The sequence below is a fragment of the Leeuwenhoekiella aestuarii genome (assembly GCF_004104055.1).
GTDB lineage: Bacteria > Bacteroidota > Bacteroidia > Flavobacteriales > Flavobacteriaceae > Leeuwenhoekiella > Leeuwenhoekiella aestuarii.
In genome coordinates this window covers 318,169-335,161 of the sequence record NZ_QOVJ01000003.1, presented here as the reverse complement: position 1 = coordinate 335,161, position 16,993 = coordinate 318,169, and the positions used below count along the sequence as shown (strand labels likewise).

Here is a 16,993-nt window from a genome sequence, read left to right as displayed (position 1 = left end):
AAAAGGCATCTCATAAAAATGGATGCCTTTATATTTTAAACAATTTGGTAAATTTTAGACTCTAAAAAAAGAATCTACGAATTCAATCTTATTAAATACTTGTAAATCTTCAATTCCCTCGCCTACACCTATATACTTTACAGGAATTTGAAATTGATCACTAATACCAATTACAACACCACCTTTTGCCGTACCATCTAGTTTAGTAACGGCTAAAGATGTTACTTCTGTAGCAGCTGTAAACTGCTTAGCCTGCTCAAAAGCATTCTGCCCGGTAGAACCATCTAAAACCAATAGAACTTCGTCTGGTGCATCGTCAACTACTTTTTGCATCACACGCTTTACTTTAGTCAATTCATTCATCAAATTGACTTTATTATGTAAACGTCCTGCGGTATCTATGATCACTACATCAGCATTCATTTTAACAGCGCTTTGCACCGTATCAAAAGCCACTGAAGCAGGGTCACTACCCATTTGTTGTTTTACAATAGGAACATCTACGCGATCTGCCCAGATTTGTAGTTGATCTATAGCAGCTGCTCTAAAGGTATCACCTGCTCCCAAAACAACGTTAAGCCCTTTCTTTTTAAACTGATATGCTAACTTACCAATGGTCGTTGTTTTACCTACACCATTCACACCCACTACCATAATCACATAAGGTTTTTTAGCAGGAACCGAAAAGTCTGTAGCATCACCTGAATTGGTCTCACTCATCAAACCAGCGATCTCTTCTCTAAGAATTGTATTGAGTTCTTCTGTACCTAAATACTTATCCCTCGCAACGCGCTCTTCAATTCTGTCTATGATTTTAATCGTAGTAGCTACCCCAACATCACTAGAAACTAAAATCTCTTCAAGATTATCTAAAACCTCATCATCTACTTTGCTTTTACCAGCAACAGCTTTTCCTAGTTTGTTTAAAAAATTCGTATTTGTTTTCTCCAGACCTTTGTCTAAAGTTTCTTTTTTTTCTTTTGAAAATATTTTTTTGAAAAAACTCATCGTATTCAGGATGCATTGGTTAGCAGTGCAAAGGTATTCTCTTTAATGCTATTTAAAAACTTGTTGAAATAAAAATACAAAAAGCCGTTACACCAAAGTGTAACGGCTAAGTATAAACATTTAGAATGTCTTATTTTTTGTCTAAAAACTCTCCAACCATTTCTGGTGCCATAACAGCTTCTACAAAAGTGTAAGCTCCTGTCTTAGGAGATTTTACCATTTTAATGGCTTTGGTCAAACGTTTTGAACCGGTCTGTAATGTTGCTACTGATTTCTTTGCCATGTCTTATTTTATTTCTTTGTGAACAGTCATTTTATTCAAGATTGGATTGAATTTCTTCAATTCCATTCTATCTGGGGTGTTCTTTTTGTTCTTAGTGGTAATATAACGAGAAGTTCCTGGTTTCCCAGAAGCTTTATGCTCTGTGCACTCTAAAATTACCTGTACTCTATTGCCTTTCTTTGCCATAATTCCTAATCGTTATACCGTTATTACTTAGTAAGAAAGCCTTTTGCACGTGCTTCTTTAAGCACAGCAGTAATTCCTTTCTTATTTATATTTTTAAGAGCGGCTGTAGAAATTTTTAATGTAATCCACTTATCTTCTTCCGGAATATAAAAACGTTTTTTGATTAAATTGGCATCAAATTTACGCTTGGTTTTATTCATCGCGTGAGAAACATTGTTTCCTACCATTGCTTTTTTGCCCGTAAGCTCACAAACTCTTGACATGATTCTAAACTTTATAATGTGTTACTGAAAAACAGGGTGCAAATTTACACAACTAAAACAAGTTGACCAACTTAAAACACTAGTTTTTTAAAATTTCTTTTTGCAGGAGTTCAAAAGCTTTATTTACGCTTTTAGATATAACTCGCTCCCTCTGGCTTCCCATCTTAAATTCTTGAGAAAACACACCGTCTGGCGTTGCTATACCAATAATAACTGTACCTACTTCAGCATCAGAATCTCCTTTTGATGGTCCTGCATTTCCTGTTGTAGAAATCGCATAATCTGATTTATACCAATTTTTGACAGCTGAAGCCATTGCTTCGGCTACCGGAGCGCTTACTACAGAATGTTCATCAATCACAGATTGTTCAATTTTAAGCAATTCGACTTTAGAATGCGTCGCATAGGTAACCATACCTCCTTTAAAGTAGGCCGAAGCTCCAGGAATTGACGTGATAGCTGAGGCTATCTGCCCTCCAGTGCAACTTTCTGCTACAGAAAGTGTTTTTCCTTTTTGAACAAACAAACGACCTACAACCGTCTCTATAAGCTCATCGTCATCATAGCCTACAATAATATCTCCTATCAACTTATGAAGACTTATAACTTGCTCTTCAAGCTTTTGATCTAGCACTTCTTTAACAGGTCCTTTTGTAGAAAGTCTAAGGCGAACTTTTCCTAAAGCTGGTAAATATGCAAGCTTAATTTCTTTTGGCAGCTCATTCTCCCAATCTTCAATTTTATCAGCAATCTCACTTTCCCCAATTCCATAGGTCTGCAGCGTCTTATGAACGATAAAAGGTCTACTGAATTCTCGCTGCAATCTGGGAATAACCTCATCAGTCATTAAGGCTTTCATCTCAAAAGGAACGCCCGGCATAGAGATAAAAACAGTATTACCATCTTTCATCCACATCCCGGGCGCTGTGCCGTTTCTGTTCATCAAAACAGTTGATTTACTCGGCACCAAAGCCTGAGAACGATTTGCAGGTAACATAGGTCTATTGACGTGATGCTTAAAAATGTGCTCGATATTTTGAAGCACTGCAGCATCTTCAACTAAATGATCTTCAAAAAATTCACAAAATGTATGCTTAGTAACATCATCTTTTGTGGGACCCAGACCGCCGGTTATAATTACAACTTCAGCAGCGTCTTTCGCAGAAGTAAGACTGTTTATAATGTGTTGTTTATCATCAGAAATAGAAGAAATCTCACGAACTTCAATTCCTATCTTGTCTAACTCCTTTGCAATAAAAGCTGAATTGGTATCTACAATCTGGCCAATGAGAATCTCATCACCTATTGTTATTATATGTGCTCGCATTACATTTTCCAATCTTTTCGCATCTCGGCAATCGCATCATTAACCATTGTTACAATAGTATTAAGTTGCGGTCTGATAGCTGATGTAGGTTTGTTGCTATCTGCCCAGCGCTCCATAGCCGAAATTTCACGAATAAGATCAATACCAAACATCTCTAAATTTGGTTTCATTTTATGAGCAAACTGGTATGCCATTTTATGATTATCATTATCTATGGCAAGTTGCATACTTTCAAGATCTGGTGGAATCTCAACTAAGAAAGCTTCAACAACAGTTTTCATAAATTCTTTATCCCCGCCAGACATATCTTCAAGCTGGTATAAATCGTAATGAGTAGGCATATTTATATAATTTGGGTTATTTTATATTGACGGTAAATAGGGGCTCATTTTCTAAATAACCAGTCAGTTTATCATCTATAGCAACAGGACCAACACCAGCAGGTGTCCCCGTAAACAGTATATCTCCTATTTTAAGAGTCATAAACTGAGAAACGTAGGCAATCAACGTATCTATGTCATAAATCATATTTGCCGTATTTCCCTTTTGTACAATTTCACCATTTTTTTCTAAATGAAAATTAATATTATTTAAATCTTTATAATTTTCTTTAGAAACCCAAGTATCCCCTAAAACTGCAGAACCATCAAACCCCTTTGCTTTCTCCCAGGGATGTCCTTTTTCTTTACATTCTCTTTGCAGATCACGCGCGGTAAAATCTATACCCAGCCCTAACTCTTCATAATATTTATGTGCAAATTTAGGCTGAATATATTTACCCAATCTATTAATACGTACTAAAAGTTCAACTTCATAATGTACTTCATTAGTAAACTCTGGTATGACAAAGGGATGCTTTTTTAATAAAACTGCCGAATCTGGTTTTAAAAAAAACACAGGTTCACCTGAAGGTTTACTATTGAGTTCTTTAATGTGATCGCTATAGTTCTGACCGATACAAATGATTTTCATAAGCTAAAACAATTTGGTATTCAATTTTCTAAGCTTAATAGCAGTGAGTACTTTTTTAGTATAAAGCGGGAAATCTGCATTTTGAATCCAGCCAAAATATCCGGGTTCATTCTCAAGAACATCTTCTACCTTTTTTCCTTTGTGCTTTCCGAAAGAAAAAATCTCTTCACCTTCTTTATTAAAAGCTATAAAACCGGCAAAGTCTGCAAACTTCTTACGAGCACTAAATTCTGCCAGACTCTTCATATTATTTTCTAAATCCTCATAACGGTCAAGTTGAGATTTTAAAACTTCATACGTTGCTATCGTATCGGCTTCTGCACTATGCGCATCTTCTAAAGTCTGATCACAATAGAATTTATAAGCTGCACTCAAGGTACGCTGCTCCATTTTATGAAAAATGGTCTGTACATCTATCGCATTACGGTTTTTCATATCAAAATCAACATCAGCACGAAGCATTTCTTCGGCAAGTAGCGGAATATCAAAGCGATTGGAGTTAAAACCGGCCAAATCTGAATCTTTTATCAGATTATTTATTGTAACCGCGAGCTCCTTAAAAGTGGGTTTATCAGCAACATCTTCGTCCTTAATTCCGTGTACTGCAGTTGTCTCTGCCGGAATAGGAATAGTGGGATTTACAAGCCAAGTGTGCTTTTCTTCTTTTCCATCAGGGAAAACTTTAAGTACAGATATTTCAACTATGCGGTCTTGAGCAACGTTGATTCCTGTTGTCTCAAGATCAAAAAAACAGATAGGTCTGGATAGGTTTAAGTTCATAGGTTGTTCAATTTTCACAAAAGTACAATTACCTTAAGCAATACTCTAACTTTTTAAAAACCTATCACATCACTTAAAAAAGATCTTAAAAGTTAATTCAAAAAAAACCTCCCTGTATGAGGGAGGTTCATCTGATGTATTTGCTAAAATTTATACTTGTCTGTCAACGTCCCAAGCTTCAAGATACTGAGCAACGCGTTGAACAAATTGCCCACCAAGCGCACCATTTACAACACGATGATCGTATGAATGCGACAAGAACATTTTATGACGAATACCTATAAAATCACCGTCTGGAGTTTCAATTACAGCAGGAACTTTACGTATAGCTCCTAACGCTAAAATCCCCACTTGTGGCTGATTGATTATGGGTGTTCCCATCACGCTGCCAAAAGTACCAACATTTGTCACCGTATACGTTCCGCCTTGCGTATCATCTGGTTTTAACTTACCCTGTCTGGCTCTAGTAGCCAAATCATTAACGGCTTTTGCCATACCTACCAGATTAAGCTGATCTGCATTTTTAATAACCGGAACAATTAGATTTCCGTCAGGTAATGCAGCTGCCATACCCAAGTTTATATTTTTACGTTTAATTATCTTATCCCCATCAACCGAGATGTTGATCATAGGAAAATCGCGTATGGTTTTTGCCACAGCTTCCATAAAAATCGGAGTAAATGTAAGCTTCTCGCCTTCCCGCTTCTGAAAATCATTTTTAATACGCTCTCTCCATTTCCAGATTGCAGTAACATCAACTTCTATGAACGACTGCACGTGCGCAGAGGTCTGTACAGAAGCTATCATATGTTTTGAAATCATTTTGCCCATACGGCTCATTTCAATGATCTCGTCTTCTCCATTTACACTAACTGGAGTTGGCGCTTCTTTTGGAGCTGCTTTAATGGGTTCTGATTTTGGTTCTTTAACCGGGGCTTTACCAGATTTACGTGATTCAACATATTTTAGAATATCGTCTTTCGTAACACGCCCTTCAAGACCAGTACCCGAAATTTTATCTAATTCTTCCTGTTCTATACCTTCTTGTTGCGCAATATTTTTAACTAAAGGAGAATAAAATCGATCTCCGTCGTTGCTTATTGCCGATACTCCTACAGTTTCTTTTGCTGCATTTACCAATTGTGCTGCTTCGTCTGCACTTGTTTCCGTCTGTTTTTCTTCAGCTTCTTCAGTAGTCACACTTTCTTCTTCAATTGCAGAATCTGTTTGATCATCAGAAGAATCTCCTTCAATCTCGATAATAGCGATAGTTTGCCCCACCTGAACCACATCGTCAGCTTCAAATAACTTCTCAATGAGTACACCTTCTACTTCGCTTGGAACTTCACTATCAACTTTATCAGTGGCAATCTCAACAACTGGTTCGTCCATTTCTATGGTGTCCCCTACCTCTTTGAGCCAGTTTGTCACTGTAGCTTCAGCAACGCTTTCTCCCATTTTCGGTAATTTTAGTTCAAATTTTGCCATATTATCAAAATAATTATTAGTTGACTTTATATTTTTGCGAAATTAATAAAAATAAACGTATTCCGCTTTATATTACTAAAGAACTACCATTTTATGAGTTCTCCCTGACTTGTAGAAGTATCACTTCCCACGCTAAAATTACAATTTGGGGGTCGTATGCGAAACCTATTTTTACTGTTTTTTAACAACTGCATGGCTCTTAAAACCTCACCAACTTCAAGATCTTGAAGGTCAAAAATCACGGTTGCAGAAGTTTTCTGCAATTGCGATATCTTAGTAAAGGCTATCACTTTCAATGATTCAAAATTTTTCAGATGGAAAGTTTTGCGTATGTCTGATTGCTTTGACACCCAAAATATAGTTTTATCTGCAGCTCTGTTTTCTGGTTTGTCGCGTTTATTCGACTTAGTTTCGGCAATCAATTTTAAAACCAAAGTAAGTATACCATTCACAAACCTACCTTTTGAATAATGCTTTTTCTGAAAGGTCTGCATAGCTTTGTAAAATCTTCTGTGGTATTTTCTATTTTTAATCGTGCTCTCTCCCTTAAAATGCAACGCAGTTAACTGACCAAAATAATAATTCCTATAACCGTTTTGAATCAATTTAAAGCTCAGGTCTATGTCTTCTCCATACATAAAATAATCTTCATCAAAGCCATCAACATCATTGAATACACCCCTTCTAATAAATAAAAATGCCCCCACTAAAACCGGAACTTCCCCAATCTCATCTTGAGCTAACTGATTCGCGTAATATTTAGAAGTGTCCCCTGTTAATTTCTGAAAAGCAACTTCAATATTTGGAATATTTCTTTTACTCTCAGGCAAATAGGCTCCTGTGCCGTCATTAAGTCGTATTCCTACTGCTCCTAAATCTTTTTTATCGCTTGAGAAGTCTAAGAGAATTTCAAAACAATTTTCTGGTAGTACGACATCTGGATTTAGTATACAAATAAACTCACCTTTAGCTTGTTTTACACCTAGGTTATTTGCCTTTGAAAATCCCAAATTCTTTTTGTTCTCTATTAAAAGAACTTCAGGAAAATGGGTCTTAACGAGGTTTACACTTTCGTCCTCAGAATTGTTATCAATTACTATAATTTCTGACTCTAGCTTAGCTGTTGCGCGTTGAACGCTCTCTAAACAAAGGTGGAGAAAATAAGGAGTTTTATAGTTGAGAATTAATACCGATAGCTTCACAGGCTAATTCTTTAACGAATTTTCAAAAGGAATCCTGTTAAGAATACTGCGTCCTAAAGTCACCTCATCTGCATATTCTAGCTCATCACCTACTGCAATCCCTCGAGCAATTGTAGAGGTTTTTATCCTGTATTCTTCCAATTGCCTATAGATATAAAAATTTGTCGTATCGCCTTCCATAGTTGAGCTTAGTGCAAAAATTATTTCTTCTATCTCACCTGCTTTTACTTTTTCTACTAAAGAATGAATGGTTAAATCCTGAGGGCCAATCCCGTCTAGAGGAGATATTTTTCCACCCAATACGTGGTATTGTCCGCGATACTGACTCGTATTTTCTATTGCCATCACATCACGCACATCTTCTACCACACAAACCACCGAAGCATCTCGATTGGGGTTTGAACAAATTTCACAAAGCTCTACATCAGAAATATTATGGCAATTTTTACAAAACTTGATATCGGTACGTAATTTAGTAAGTGCTTGTGTAAGATGCTCAGTCTGACTCTCTGATTGCCTTAGTAAATGCAACACCAGCCGCAAGGCCGTACGCTTACCTATTCCCGGCAATTGAGACATCTCGTAAACTGCCTGCTCTAAAAGTTTTGATGAAAATTCCATAGAAAAATAAAAGAATAGCGTTTCAAATCCGCTTGTCGCGTAAAGGTAACAAAGATTTTAAACCGAATAAAAAGCTTAAGAAAACTTGTTAAAACTTAATCCTACTGAAGTATTCTAAGTAAACAGTGAAGACTATAACTTCTTTTTTACTATGTCAAGAATTCGTGCAGAAGCTTTACCATCACCGTATGGATTATGAGCCTTGCTCATTGCTTTATAAGCCTCGGGCTGATCTAAAAGTTCTAAAATTGCTGATTTTAGCTTTATCGAATTTGTATCAACTAATTTTACCGTCCCTGCGGTTACCGCTTCGGGACGCTCTGTAGTATCTCTCGTTACTAAAACTGGCTTGCCCAGTCCCGGAGCTTCCTCTTGAACGCCACCACTATCGGTAATGATAAAATAAGAAGCGTGCATAATCCAGATAAAATCTGGGTAATTCAGTGGTTCAATAAGTGAAACATTCGCAATATTGCCCAAGATCTCGTGAACGGTATTTTTTACATTAGGATTTAAGTGCACAGGATAAACCAAATGCACATCCTGACGCATTTCGGCAATTTCCTTAAAAACCTCACAGATACGTTGCATTCCTGCACCAAAATTTTCTCGACGGTGCCCCGTGATCAATATAATTTTTTTTGAACTGAATGGAATTTTTTCAGCGAAATGCGGTGTTTGCTGAGAAACCTTTATTACTGTTTCTTCTAAGGCATCAATAACTGTATTTCCGGTTATGAATATCTGAGATTCTTGGATATTTTCCGCTAAAAGATTGGCTTTAGATTTTTCAGTAGGTGCAAAATGAAAATCTGCAATACGCGTCGTTAGCTGTCGATTAATTTCTTCAGGAAATGGAGATTGCTTATTGAAAGTGCGCAAACCTGCTTCTATGTGTCCTACTCTCGCACCAGCATAAAAGGCTGCCAAACTAGCTACCATACTAGTCGTGGTATCTCCATGTACAAAAACAAGCTCTGGCTTATACCTACTCAAAGGCTCTTTTAATGCTTCTAAAGCTCTAGCAGTAAGTGAAAATAAGTCCTGATTGTTCTTCATCAAATCCAGGTCGTAATCTGCTTCAATCTCAAAAAAATCTAAAACCTGATCCAGCAATTCTCGATGCTGAGCTGTTATACAAACGCGTGTGTCAAAATAAGAGTCCTTTTTAAAATACTTAATTACAGGAGCCAGCTTTATAGCCTCAGGACGTGTACCAAATACGAAAAGTACGGTCTTTTTTTTAGAGTCTGCCATCAACCCCGTTTTTTAAAAATCCTTTTACATCATAGACAATGGCATTTTCCTCTTTTAGCAATTCAAAATCTATTTGCTCAAATGGAGCGTGTGCCACGGCTAAAACGACAGCCTCAAACTTTTTGGACTCAATACTATCTAATAATTCAAAACCATATTCCTTTTTAACTAACTCAGGATCCGCGAGAGGATCATAAACTGAAACTTCAGCTCCATATTCTTTTAAATCTGTTATAATATCAATAACTCGAGTATTGCGAACATCTGGGCAATTCTCCTTAAAAGTAATTCCCATAACCAAAATTCGGCTGTTCTTAAGTTTAATATCTCTCTGTGCCATCAGTTTAACTACCTGGGATGCTACATAAGGCCCCATACTGTCATTCAATTTTCTTCCGGCTAAAATAATTTCGGGATGATAACCTACTTGCTTTGCTTTTTGAGCCAAGTAATATGGATCTACACCTATGCAATGCCCACCTACCAAACCGGGTTTAAACGGAAGAAAATTCCATTTTGTACCGGCAGCTTCTAAAACCGCATTAGTATCAATATCGAGAAGGTTAAAGATTTTGGCAAGCTCATTTACAAAAGCAATGTTTATATCACGCTGTGAATTCTCAATCACTTTTGCAGCTTCGGCAACTTTAATAGAAGCAGCCTTGTAGGTTCCGGCGATTATAACAGAAGCGTATAATTCATCAATTTGAGAAGCAATTTCTGGTGTAGAACCTGAAGTTACTTTTCTAATTTTATCTACCGTATGGATTTTGTCACCAGGATTGATGCGTTCTGGTGAGTAACCTGCATAAAAATCTTTATTGTAAACCAAGCCTGTTTCTTTCTCTAGAATAGGAATACAAATCTCTTCTGTAACACCGGGATAAACTGTAGACTCATAAATCACAATATCACCTTTTTTAAGGTACTTGCTAACTAATTGGCTTGCACTTACTAAAGGTGATAAATCAGGATTATTATTCTGATCGATTGGTGTAGGAACCGTTATAATATAGACGTTGGATTCTGCTAAATGATCTGAATCAGCCGTACAGAACAGTCCATACCCTGTAGATTGCTCTTTTTTTAAAACAGCATTTAAAGTATCCGTTTCAAGTTCGCCTGTTTTATCAAAGCCTGCATTTAACTGTTGAATTCTATCTGAATTGATATCAAAGCCGGTAGTAGCATATTTAGTTGCAAACAAGCTTGCTAGTGGTAAGCCCACATAACCCAGCCCAATAATTCCAATCTTCATTAAGTTTCTATTTTCAAATTCTCATAATACCAGTCAATAGCTTTAGTTAAACCTTCAGAAATATCACATTGTGGTTTATACCCTAATAGATTTATAGCTTTTTGTATAGAAGCTAAAGAATGTGGTACATCTCCCGGACGCTCTGGTCCAAATTCAGGTTTAATTTTAGCTAACGAACTGTCGTAATTGAGTAATCGTTCTTTGAGCAAATTTACTAATTCAACTAATGTTGTACGCTCTCCAAAAGCAATATTATAGATTTCATTTAAAGCTCGCTTATTTGAAGTAGTTAATGCTAATAAATTAGCTTCTACAACATTATCGACATAAGTATAATCTCTCGAAAAAGAACCATCACCGTTGATTACAGGGGATTTACCTTGCAATAAGGATGATATAAATTTTGGAATAACAGCAGCATAAGCTCCGTTAGGATCTTGTCTTGGACCAAAAACATTAAAATAACGCAAACCTATACTATCAAAATCAAAAGATTGCTTATAGACTTCTGCGTACAATTCATTAATTAATTTTGTAACTGCATAAGGTGATAGCGGTCTGCCTATTTCACTTTCAATTTTTGGCAAAGCAGCATTATCCCCATAAGTCGAAGAACTTGCTGCAAAAACAAACCGTTTTACCTTGGCCAATCTCGCAGCTTCAATAACATTTAAAAATCCTGTTACATTAACACCATTTGTAATTAAAGGTGTCTTCAAACTTCTTGGGACAGAACCTAAAGCTGCCTGATGACTTACATAATCAAAATTTTGCAGCGCTTTTTTACACGTATCAAAATCTCTTATATCACCTTCTATAAATTCAAAAGACGAATTGTTATAAAATTCTTTGATATTTTCGAATTTACCGGTAGATAAATTGTCTAAACATTTAACATTAGCACCATGTTCTAGCAATGCCTCAATTAAATGCGAACCTATAAAGCCGCAGCCTCCAGTTATTAAAACATTCTTATTTTTTAACTGCTTAAAATTTGTATTTCTCATGAAGTAGGGATCAAGACTACTAATATATTATTTTTTTATTTAAAAATTTTAACTTTTATTTAACTTTATTATACTATTTAACATCTTTTAAATTTTGAGGTTAAACTTTTACTAAACGGATTAAGTAATTAGTCTCTAAGAAAAATCAATAGTAAATTTGATATACATAAATAATTACTATCAAAACTATGAATTACCTAAATTTAGATATTAAAAAAACAGAAGCTACAGTTGAAAAACTTAATGTACTTCTTGCAGATTATCACTTATATTATCAAAAACTTAGAAACTTTCACTGGAATGTAATTGGCGAAAACTTTTTTGATCTTCATGCAAAGTTTGAAGAAATGTATACCGACACATTAATTAAAATTGATGAAGTAGCTGAACGAATCCTAACCTTACGCTATCAACCAGTAAGTAATCTCACAGATTACCTTAAATTATCTAATATTGAAGAAGCTCCGAGTGAGATTAAAGATATTGAGATGGTAAAAGTACTTTTAGACGACCATAGTTTACTGTTAAAGCAAATGCGATCTACAGTAAAAACTGCAGACGAAGGTGGTGATGAAGGTACCATAGATTTATTAGGTGGTTATATAAGAGAGTTAGAAAAAACGAGCTGGATGTTAGACTCTTGGAGAATGACAAAAACTTCAAACCATAAAAAATCGTAAATTATAATACAAAACTAAACTATACCATTAACTATGCTAATTTTACAAGAAGCTGCATCAAAATCTGACCTAACCTTTTTAGGGTTTGACCTTTACAAACTAATAGACAAACTTCAAGGTTGGGGTGAAAGTTTAATATTAAAACTACCCAATTTTATTGTTGCAGTTTTAGTCTTTGCAGTTTTTTGGTTTATTGCCAAATACGTATCCAAATTTGTTCGCAATATTTTAATGCGTGGCGTAGGCCAAGATTCTATTAAAGTAATGGCAGGTCAAACAGCTTTTGCGATTACGGTGTTAATTGGTTTCTTTGTTGCATTAGGTATAATGGATTTAGATAAAGTTTTAACCTCAGTATTGGCAGGTGCCGGTGTTGTGGGTCTTGCTATTGGTCTGGCTTTACAGGGAACCCTAAATAATACTTTTAGCGGAGTTATTTTAAGTTTTATGCCACGTCTGCAATTAGGAGATTGGGTTGAGACGAATGATTATGCAGGTGTTGTTGAGGATATCACTTTGCGTAATGTCACTTTAAGACAATCAGATAATAATTATGTTATTGTTCCTAATTCTAACATCGTTGATTCTCCCTTTAAGAACTGGAGTCAAACAGCCCGATCACGTGTTTTCATCAATTGTGGTGTGGGTTATGAAAGTGATCTAGAAAAGGTAAAAGAACTTACTTTAGAAACCTTAAACAGTACTTTTGAACAGCAGAGTAAAGAAGAAATAGAATTTTATTATGAAGGTTTTGGAGACAGTTCCATAAACTTTGTTGCGCGTTTTTGGGCTCCCGTTTCTAAAAGAAGAGATATGCTCATCGCTCAAGATAAAGCCATAATAGCTATCAAGAAAGCATTTGATGCTAATGATATAAACATTCCATTCCCAATACGTACTTTAGATTTTGGCAAAAACAAATTTAGATCAGAGACTATAACTATCGCCAACTCTGGTGACAGTCAATCTTCAGAAGCATAATCTTATGTTTAAAACCGCCTTTTATTTCGTTATAATTCTCTCTATTTTCAGTTGTCAGGATTATGGTAATCTCGATAAAAAAGGTGGTTTAGCTCGTAACCTCGCAGAAGTTTCTGGCTTAGCGGTTTTTGAAAATGACACCCTAATTTACACCGCTGCAGATCACGGAAATCCTAATTATATCTATGGGTTAGATAGTAATGGCAATATTCAGCGGGAAATCGTAATTAGCAATGCACCTAATGAAGATTGGGAAGATCTTACAACTGACCCAAATGGTACGCTTTATATTTCTGATACGGGGAATAATGAGAATGAGCGCGAAGATCAATTTATTTATATCATTGAAAATTTCGCAAGCCTTGCAGGCACTTCAGATACCTTGCAAGCCAAACGTATTACATTTACACTTTCAGATCAAAAAGATTACCCGCCAGATTTAAATAATCTTAATTTCGATATAGAGGCTTTGCTGTATAAAAAAGGTAGCTTATATATGTTTACCCGCAACAGAAGCCGGAATTTTGATGGAACAACTAAAGTATACAAACTTCCGGCGCGTCCCGGTAATTATCAGGCACAACTTATTGATCAATATATTGTATGTGAAAATTTAAACACTTGCGCAGTTACAGGTGTTGCATTATCTCCAAAAGGCGATAGAATTGCACTACTCACTTCAGATAAGATACTAATGCTTTCAGAATTTAAAGGGGAAAATTTTTTCTCTGGAAAAATTGAAAGATTAGACCTCAACTACACCTCCCCAAAAGAAGGGATCGCTTTTAAAAATGATTCTACCCTATACATAGTAGATGAACGCAGGGCTCAAACCGGCGGAAATTTATATGAATATTCTATTACAGGAAAGAATACACCTTAAATAGGTTTGACAACATTCTTAAAAGCTGTTCGTTTATAGTATTTTTAAACAGGACCAGACTTTAAAAATATGATCGAAGAACGTCTTTCTGAACTTGAAGCCGAAAATGAAAAGCTAAAAGCTAAACTCGACAAGCAAGAGTCTAAAAAGAAACAGCGCCGCAAACTGGGTTGGACTTTCTTAAAACGCTCTTCAGGTATGATTCTAGGGGCCCAACTTAAGAAAAGTATTGAGCGGTTTTTAGACGAAATGGCGCAACAACAACGCGTATCTAGAGAAACCATTTCAGAGTTACTGAGCAGTATTATAATAAGGCTTACACGTGTGGGATTTTTACTGGTTCTAACAGCTGTTCTACCTTCTATCTTATTAATTTTTCAAACCTATTATCTCGCCAAACAGAATACATTGATTACCGGTCAGAGCAAAATGTTTCAGCAACAAAATACACGTCTGGATCAGCAAACCTATTTACAAGAAGCAGATCGTCGCGGTCAGACCCTTTTGATAATGGATAATATGCTGAAAGAAATAAGTAATGATGTTGCCGCCAGTTCTCAGAACAAAATAGAAGACGCCACTGCAGGAAGACTTATTGCTTTGAGCAAAATGCTGAAACCCTACAAATACCTCGAAAACGACAGTCTTATAGCTCACGTTACTAGCCCAGAACGGGGTTATCTTTTAATTTCTCTTCTAGAAACAGGAGTAAACCTCAACAGCACCACAAGAACCCGTACTAACGGAAAACTAATTGAGCGCTTAGATTTTACCTATGCAGAATTGAGAAACATTTCACTTAAAGGTTATGACCTGTTGAACATTGATCTTTCTTATGCTGATTTAAGAAATTCAAACTTTAACGGCACCGATTTTGAAAATGCAAACTTTAGTAATACTGACTTAGCTAATACAAATCTGACCTATACGAGCTTCAATAATGCCAATCTTGAATCTGCAAAACTTCAGAATGCGATCTTAGATCATGCCAACTTGCAAAACGCAAATTTAAAAATGGCAGATTTGAGAAATGTGAGCCTCTTAAAGTCTAAAATTCTAGATGTAGATCTTACAAATGCCCGTGTGAATAAGACCTTCGAACGGGATGTTATAAAACAGTTGAACAAAGAGCAAAGCGACTGGCTGTTTTCAACCTTTGAAGTCGTGGAAATTGATGATGATAACTATCAATTATTGCCAATCAAAAATTAAAAATATTATTTTTTCTTCCATTTTAACTGAAATAAATCTTTTCTACGATCTATGAGATTGTGAACACTACCAAACTGATTCAATTCTTTTAAAAGGTCAAGATCAACGTCTGCTACAAGAATCATCTCGGCATTCGGCGTAGCTTCAGCCTTCACCCCGTTTGTAGGAAACTGAAAATCACAAGGTGTTAAGACCATACTTTGGGCAAATTGCATATCCATATTATGCACTTTAGGAATATTACCCACACTACCAGCAATCGCCACGTAACATTCGTTTTCAATCGCTCGTGCCTGTGCACAATGACGTATACGGCTATACCCATTCTGGGTGTCGGTTAGGAAGGGAACAAAAAGAATATCCATACCTTCATCTGCAAGCAAACGTCCCAGTTCTGGGAATTCTACATCATAACAAATAAGAATTCCTATTTTACCACAATCTGTATTAAAAGTTTTTAGCACTTCTCCTCCACTCATTCCCCAGGCTTTAGCCTCATCTGGAGTTACATGTAATTTATAAAACTTCTCTATTGTTCCGTCACGTTTACATAAAAAGCCAACATTATAAAGTGTGCCGTCTTCAATATAAGGCATACTCCCTGTTATAATATTGATGTTATAACTTACCGACAGTTCAGAGAAACGATCTCTTATACGCTCTGTATATTTTGCAAGTTCACGAATAGCATCAGGCTCAGAAAGGTGATTGTAGGCAGCCATAAGCGGTGCATTGAAAAACTCTGGGAACAAAGCAAAATCTGAGCGATAACCCGAAATGGTATCTATAAAATACTCTGCTTGCTCTATAAGCTCTTCAAAGTTCTTATACGTTCGCATCTGCCATTGCACCAGGCCTAAACGCACCACGGTTTTGATTGCATTTGGTTTTTTTGCAGGTTTCTGATAATAAATATTATCCCATTCCAGAAGTGCCGCATAATCTTTAGACTGCTTATCTCCTTCCAGATAATTTGTGATGATTCGTTTTACGTGAAAATCATTACTCAGTTGAAAATCAAGAACCGGATCGTTAATCTCACGTGATCTTACTTTCTCAATATAAGCCTTAGGAGAAAGTTTGTCTGCATGCTGATGGTAATTGGGCAATCTTCCGCCAAAAACAATACGCTCCAGATTGAGGTTCTCGCACAATTCTTTACGATAGTCATATAAACGACGACCTATACGCATCCCTCGATATTGTTGCGAAATAAATATCTCTATTCCGTAAAGGACATTTCCTTTAGGTGTGTGAGTACTGAAAGTCTCGTCACCTGTTATTTGCATATAGGTATGCGTATCTGTAAACTTATCATAATCTACAATGATTGAAAGCGCACAGCCGGCAATCTCACCATTGACTTTTACCACAACCTGACCTTCGGGGAAAATTGATATCAGTTTTTGAATGTCTTTTTTCTTCCAGTATGGATCTGTAATATTAGGATACACAGCAATCATGATCTCTTTGAGCTCCTCATAGTCTTTAACCTTGAGATACTCTAGATTGATTGTGTCTACGCGTTCACGCTTCTCTAAACCCTCTGTATTATCAATATTGTCTATTTCTTTCATATATAAGT

Annotated in this window: 19 protein-coding genes; 4 read left to right on the top strand and 15 right to left on the bottom strand. The window is 36.1% G+C overall.

The genetic code is table 11. The features are described 5' to 3' along the window. Positions 1 to 54: 54 nt before the first annotated feature. The 14 genes from ftsY to DSM03_RS10310 all read right to left on the bottom strand — a co-directional run bounded on the left by ftsY (position 55) and on the right by DSM03_RS10310 (position 11,652). Positions 55 to 1,008: a signal recognition particle-docking protein FtsY gene (gene ftsY / locus DSM03_RS10375; protein ID WP_128760447.1), complete on the bottom strand. Its 954-nt coding sequence runs from the start codon at positions 1,006 to 1,008 to the stop codon at positions 55 to 57. 130 nt (positions 1,009 to 1,138) lie between these two features. Beyond that, the gene (locus tag DSM03_RS10370; RefSeq protein WP_072979645.1) at positions 1,139 to 1,291 is read right to left on the bottom strand and encodes a DUF4295 domain-containing protein; all 153 of its coding nucleotides are present in this window, start codon (positions 1,289 to 1,291) and stop codon (positions 1,139 to 1,141) included. Between the two features lie 3 nt (positions 1,292 to 1,294). Beyond that, positions 1,295 to 1,477: a 50S ribosomal protein L33 gene (gene rpmG / locus DSM03_RS10365; RefSeq protein WP_028375871.1), complete on the bottom strand. Its 183-nt coding sequence runs from the start codon at positions 1,475 to 1,477 to the stop codon at positions 1,295 to 1,297. 23 nt (positions 1,478 to 1,500) lie between these two features. Further along, entirely contained in the window at positions 1,501 to 1,740 is a 240-nt protein-coding gene (rpmB, locus tag DSM03_RS10360; protein WP_009780710.1) for a 50S ribosomal protein L28, read from the bottom strand. Between the two features lie 79 nt (positions 1,741 to 1,819). After that, entirely contained in the window at positions 1,820 to 3,067 is a 1,248-nt protein-coding gene (locus DSM03_RS10355; RefSeq protein ID WP_128760446.1) for a competence/damage-inducible protein A, read from the bottom strand. Then, positions 3,067 to 3,408, bottom strand: a complete 342-nt coding sequence (locus tag DSM03_RS10350) for an Hpt domain-containing protein (protein ID WP_128760445.1) — start codon at positions 3,406 to 3,408, stop codon at positions 3,067 to 3,069. The genes DSM03_RS10355 and DSM03_RS10350 overlap by 1 nt, the downstream gene beginning before the upstream one ends. A 16-nt stretch (positions 3,409 to 3,424) precedes the next feature. After that, positions 3,425 to 4,039 (bottom strand): fumarylacetoacetate hydrolase family protein, encoded by a 615-nt coding sequence (locus tag DSM03_RS10345; RefSeq protein WP_128760444.1) that lies wholly within the window; start codon positions 4,037 to 4,039, stop codon positions 3,425 to 3,427. Positions 4,040 to 4,042: 3 nt separating this feature from the next. Continuing rightward, positions 4,043 to 4,819: a 3'-5' exonuclease gene (locus tag DSM03_RS10340; protein WP_128760443.1), complete on the bottom strand. Its 777-nt coding sequence runs from the start codon at positions 4,817 to 4,819 to the stop codon at positions 4,043 to 4,045. 150 nt (positions 4,820 to 4,969) lie between these two features. Continuing rightward, positions 4,970 to 6,307: a dihydrolipoamide acetyltransferase family protein gene (locus tag DSM03_RS10335; RefSeq protein ID WP_128760442.1), complete on the bottom strand. Its 1,338-nt coding sequence runs from the start codon at positions 6,305 to 6,307 to the stop codon at positions 4,970 to 4,972. Positions 6,308 to 6,390: 83 nt separating this feature from the next. Then, positions 6,391 to 7,509 carry a glycosyltransferase family 2 protein gene (locus tag DSM03_RS10330; RefSeq protein ID WP_128760441.1) on the bottom strand — a complete coding sequence of 373 codons (1,119 nt, stop codon included), beginning with the start codon at positions 7,507 to 7,509 and terminating at the stop codon, positions 6,391 to 6,393. A 3-nt stretch (positions 7,510 to 7,512) separates the two neighbouring features. Beyond that, the gene (gene recR, locus DSM03_RS10325) at positions 7,513 to 8,130 is read right to left on the bottom strand and encodes a recombination mediator RecR (protein WP_128760440.1); all 618 of its coding nucleotides are present in this window, start codon (positions 8,128 to 8,130) and stop codon (positions 7,513 to 7,515) included. A gap of 132 nt (positions 8,131 to 8,262) precedes the next feature. Then, positions 8,263 to 9,387 carry a non-hydrolyzing UDP-N-acetylglucosamine 2-epimerase gene (gene wecB / locus DSM03_RS10320; protein ID WP_128760439.1) on the bottom strand — a complete coding sequence of 375 codons (1,125 nt, stop codon included), beginning with the start codon at positions 9,385 to 9,387 and terminating at the stop codon, positions 8,263 to 8,265. Beyond that, on the bottom strand, positions 9,374 to 10,645 hold the full coding sequence (locus tag DSM03_RS10315) for a nucleotide sugar dehydrogenase (protein ID WP_128760438.1): 1,272 nt from the start codon (positions 10,643 to 10,645) through the stop codon (positions 9,374 to 9,376). The genes wecB and DSM03_RS10315 overlap by 14 nt, the downstream gene beginning before the upstream one ends. Then, the gene (locus DSM03_RS10310) at positions 10,645 to 11,652 is read right to left on the bottom strand and encodes an SDR family oxidoreductase (RefSeq protein WP_128760437.1); all 1,008 of its coding nucleotides are present in this window, start codon (positions 11,650 to 11,652) and stop codon (positions 10,645 to 10,647) included. The genes DSM03_RS10315 and DSM03_RS10310 overlap by 1 nt, the downstream gene beginning before the upstream one ends. Before the next feature lie 188 nt (positions 11,653 to 11,840). On the opposite strand from DSM03_RS10310, the gene DSM03_RS10305 reads away from it, so the two are divergent. From DSM03_RS10305 to DSM03_RS10290, 4 genes are all read left to right on the top strand, one after another. Further along, a complete protein-coding gene (locus DSM03_RS10305; RefSeq protein WP_128760436.1) occupies positions 11,841 to 12,332 on the top strand; it encodes a Dps family protein in 492 nt (163 codons plus the stop codon). 33 nt (positions 12,333 to 12,365) lie between these two features. Then, a complete protein-coding gene (locus DSM03_RS10300) occupies positions 12,366 to 13,313 on the top strand; it encodes a mechanosensitive ion channel family protein (RefSeq protein WP_128760435.1) in 948 nt (315 codons plus the stop codon). 4 nt (positions 13,314 to 13,317) lie between these two features. Beyond that, positions 13,318 to 14,196 (top strand): hypothetical protein, encoded by an 879-nt coding sequence (locus tag DSM03_RS10295; RefSeq protein ID WP_128760434.1) that lies wholly within the window; start codon positions 13,318 to 13,320, stop codon positions 14,194 to 14,196. 69 nt (positions 14,197 to 14,265) lie between these two features. Then, complete coding sequence (locus DSM03_RS10290; protein WP_128760433.1) at positions 14,266 to 15,408, top strand: pentapeptide repeat-containing protein; 1,143 nt, start codon at positions 14,266 to 14,268, stop codon at positions 15,406 to 15,408. A gap of 5 nt (positions 15,409 to 15,413) precedes the next feature. Here DSM03_RS10290 and DSM03_RS10285 read toward each other — a convergent pair whose 3' ends face one another. Then, a complete protein-coding gene (locus tag DSM03_RS10285; protein WP_128760432.1) occupies positions 15,414 to 16,985 on the bottom strand; it encodes a bifunctional GNAT family N-acetyltransferase/carbon-nitrogen hydrolase family protein in 1,572 nt (523 codons plus the stop codon). Positions 16,986 to 16,993: the final 8 nt, after the last annotated feature.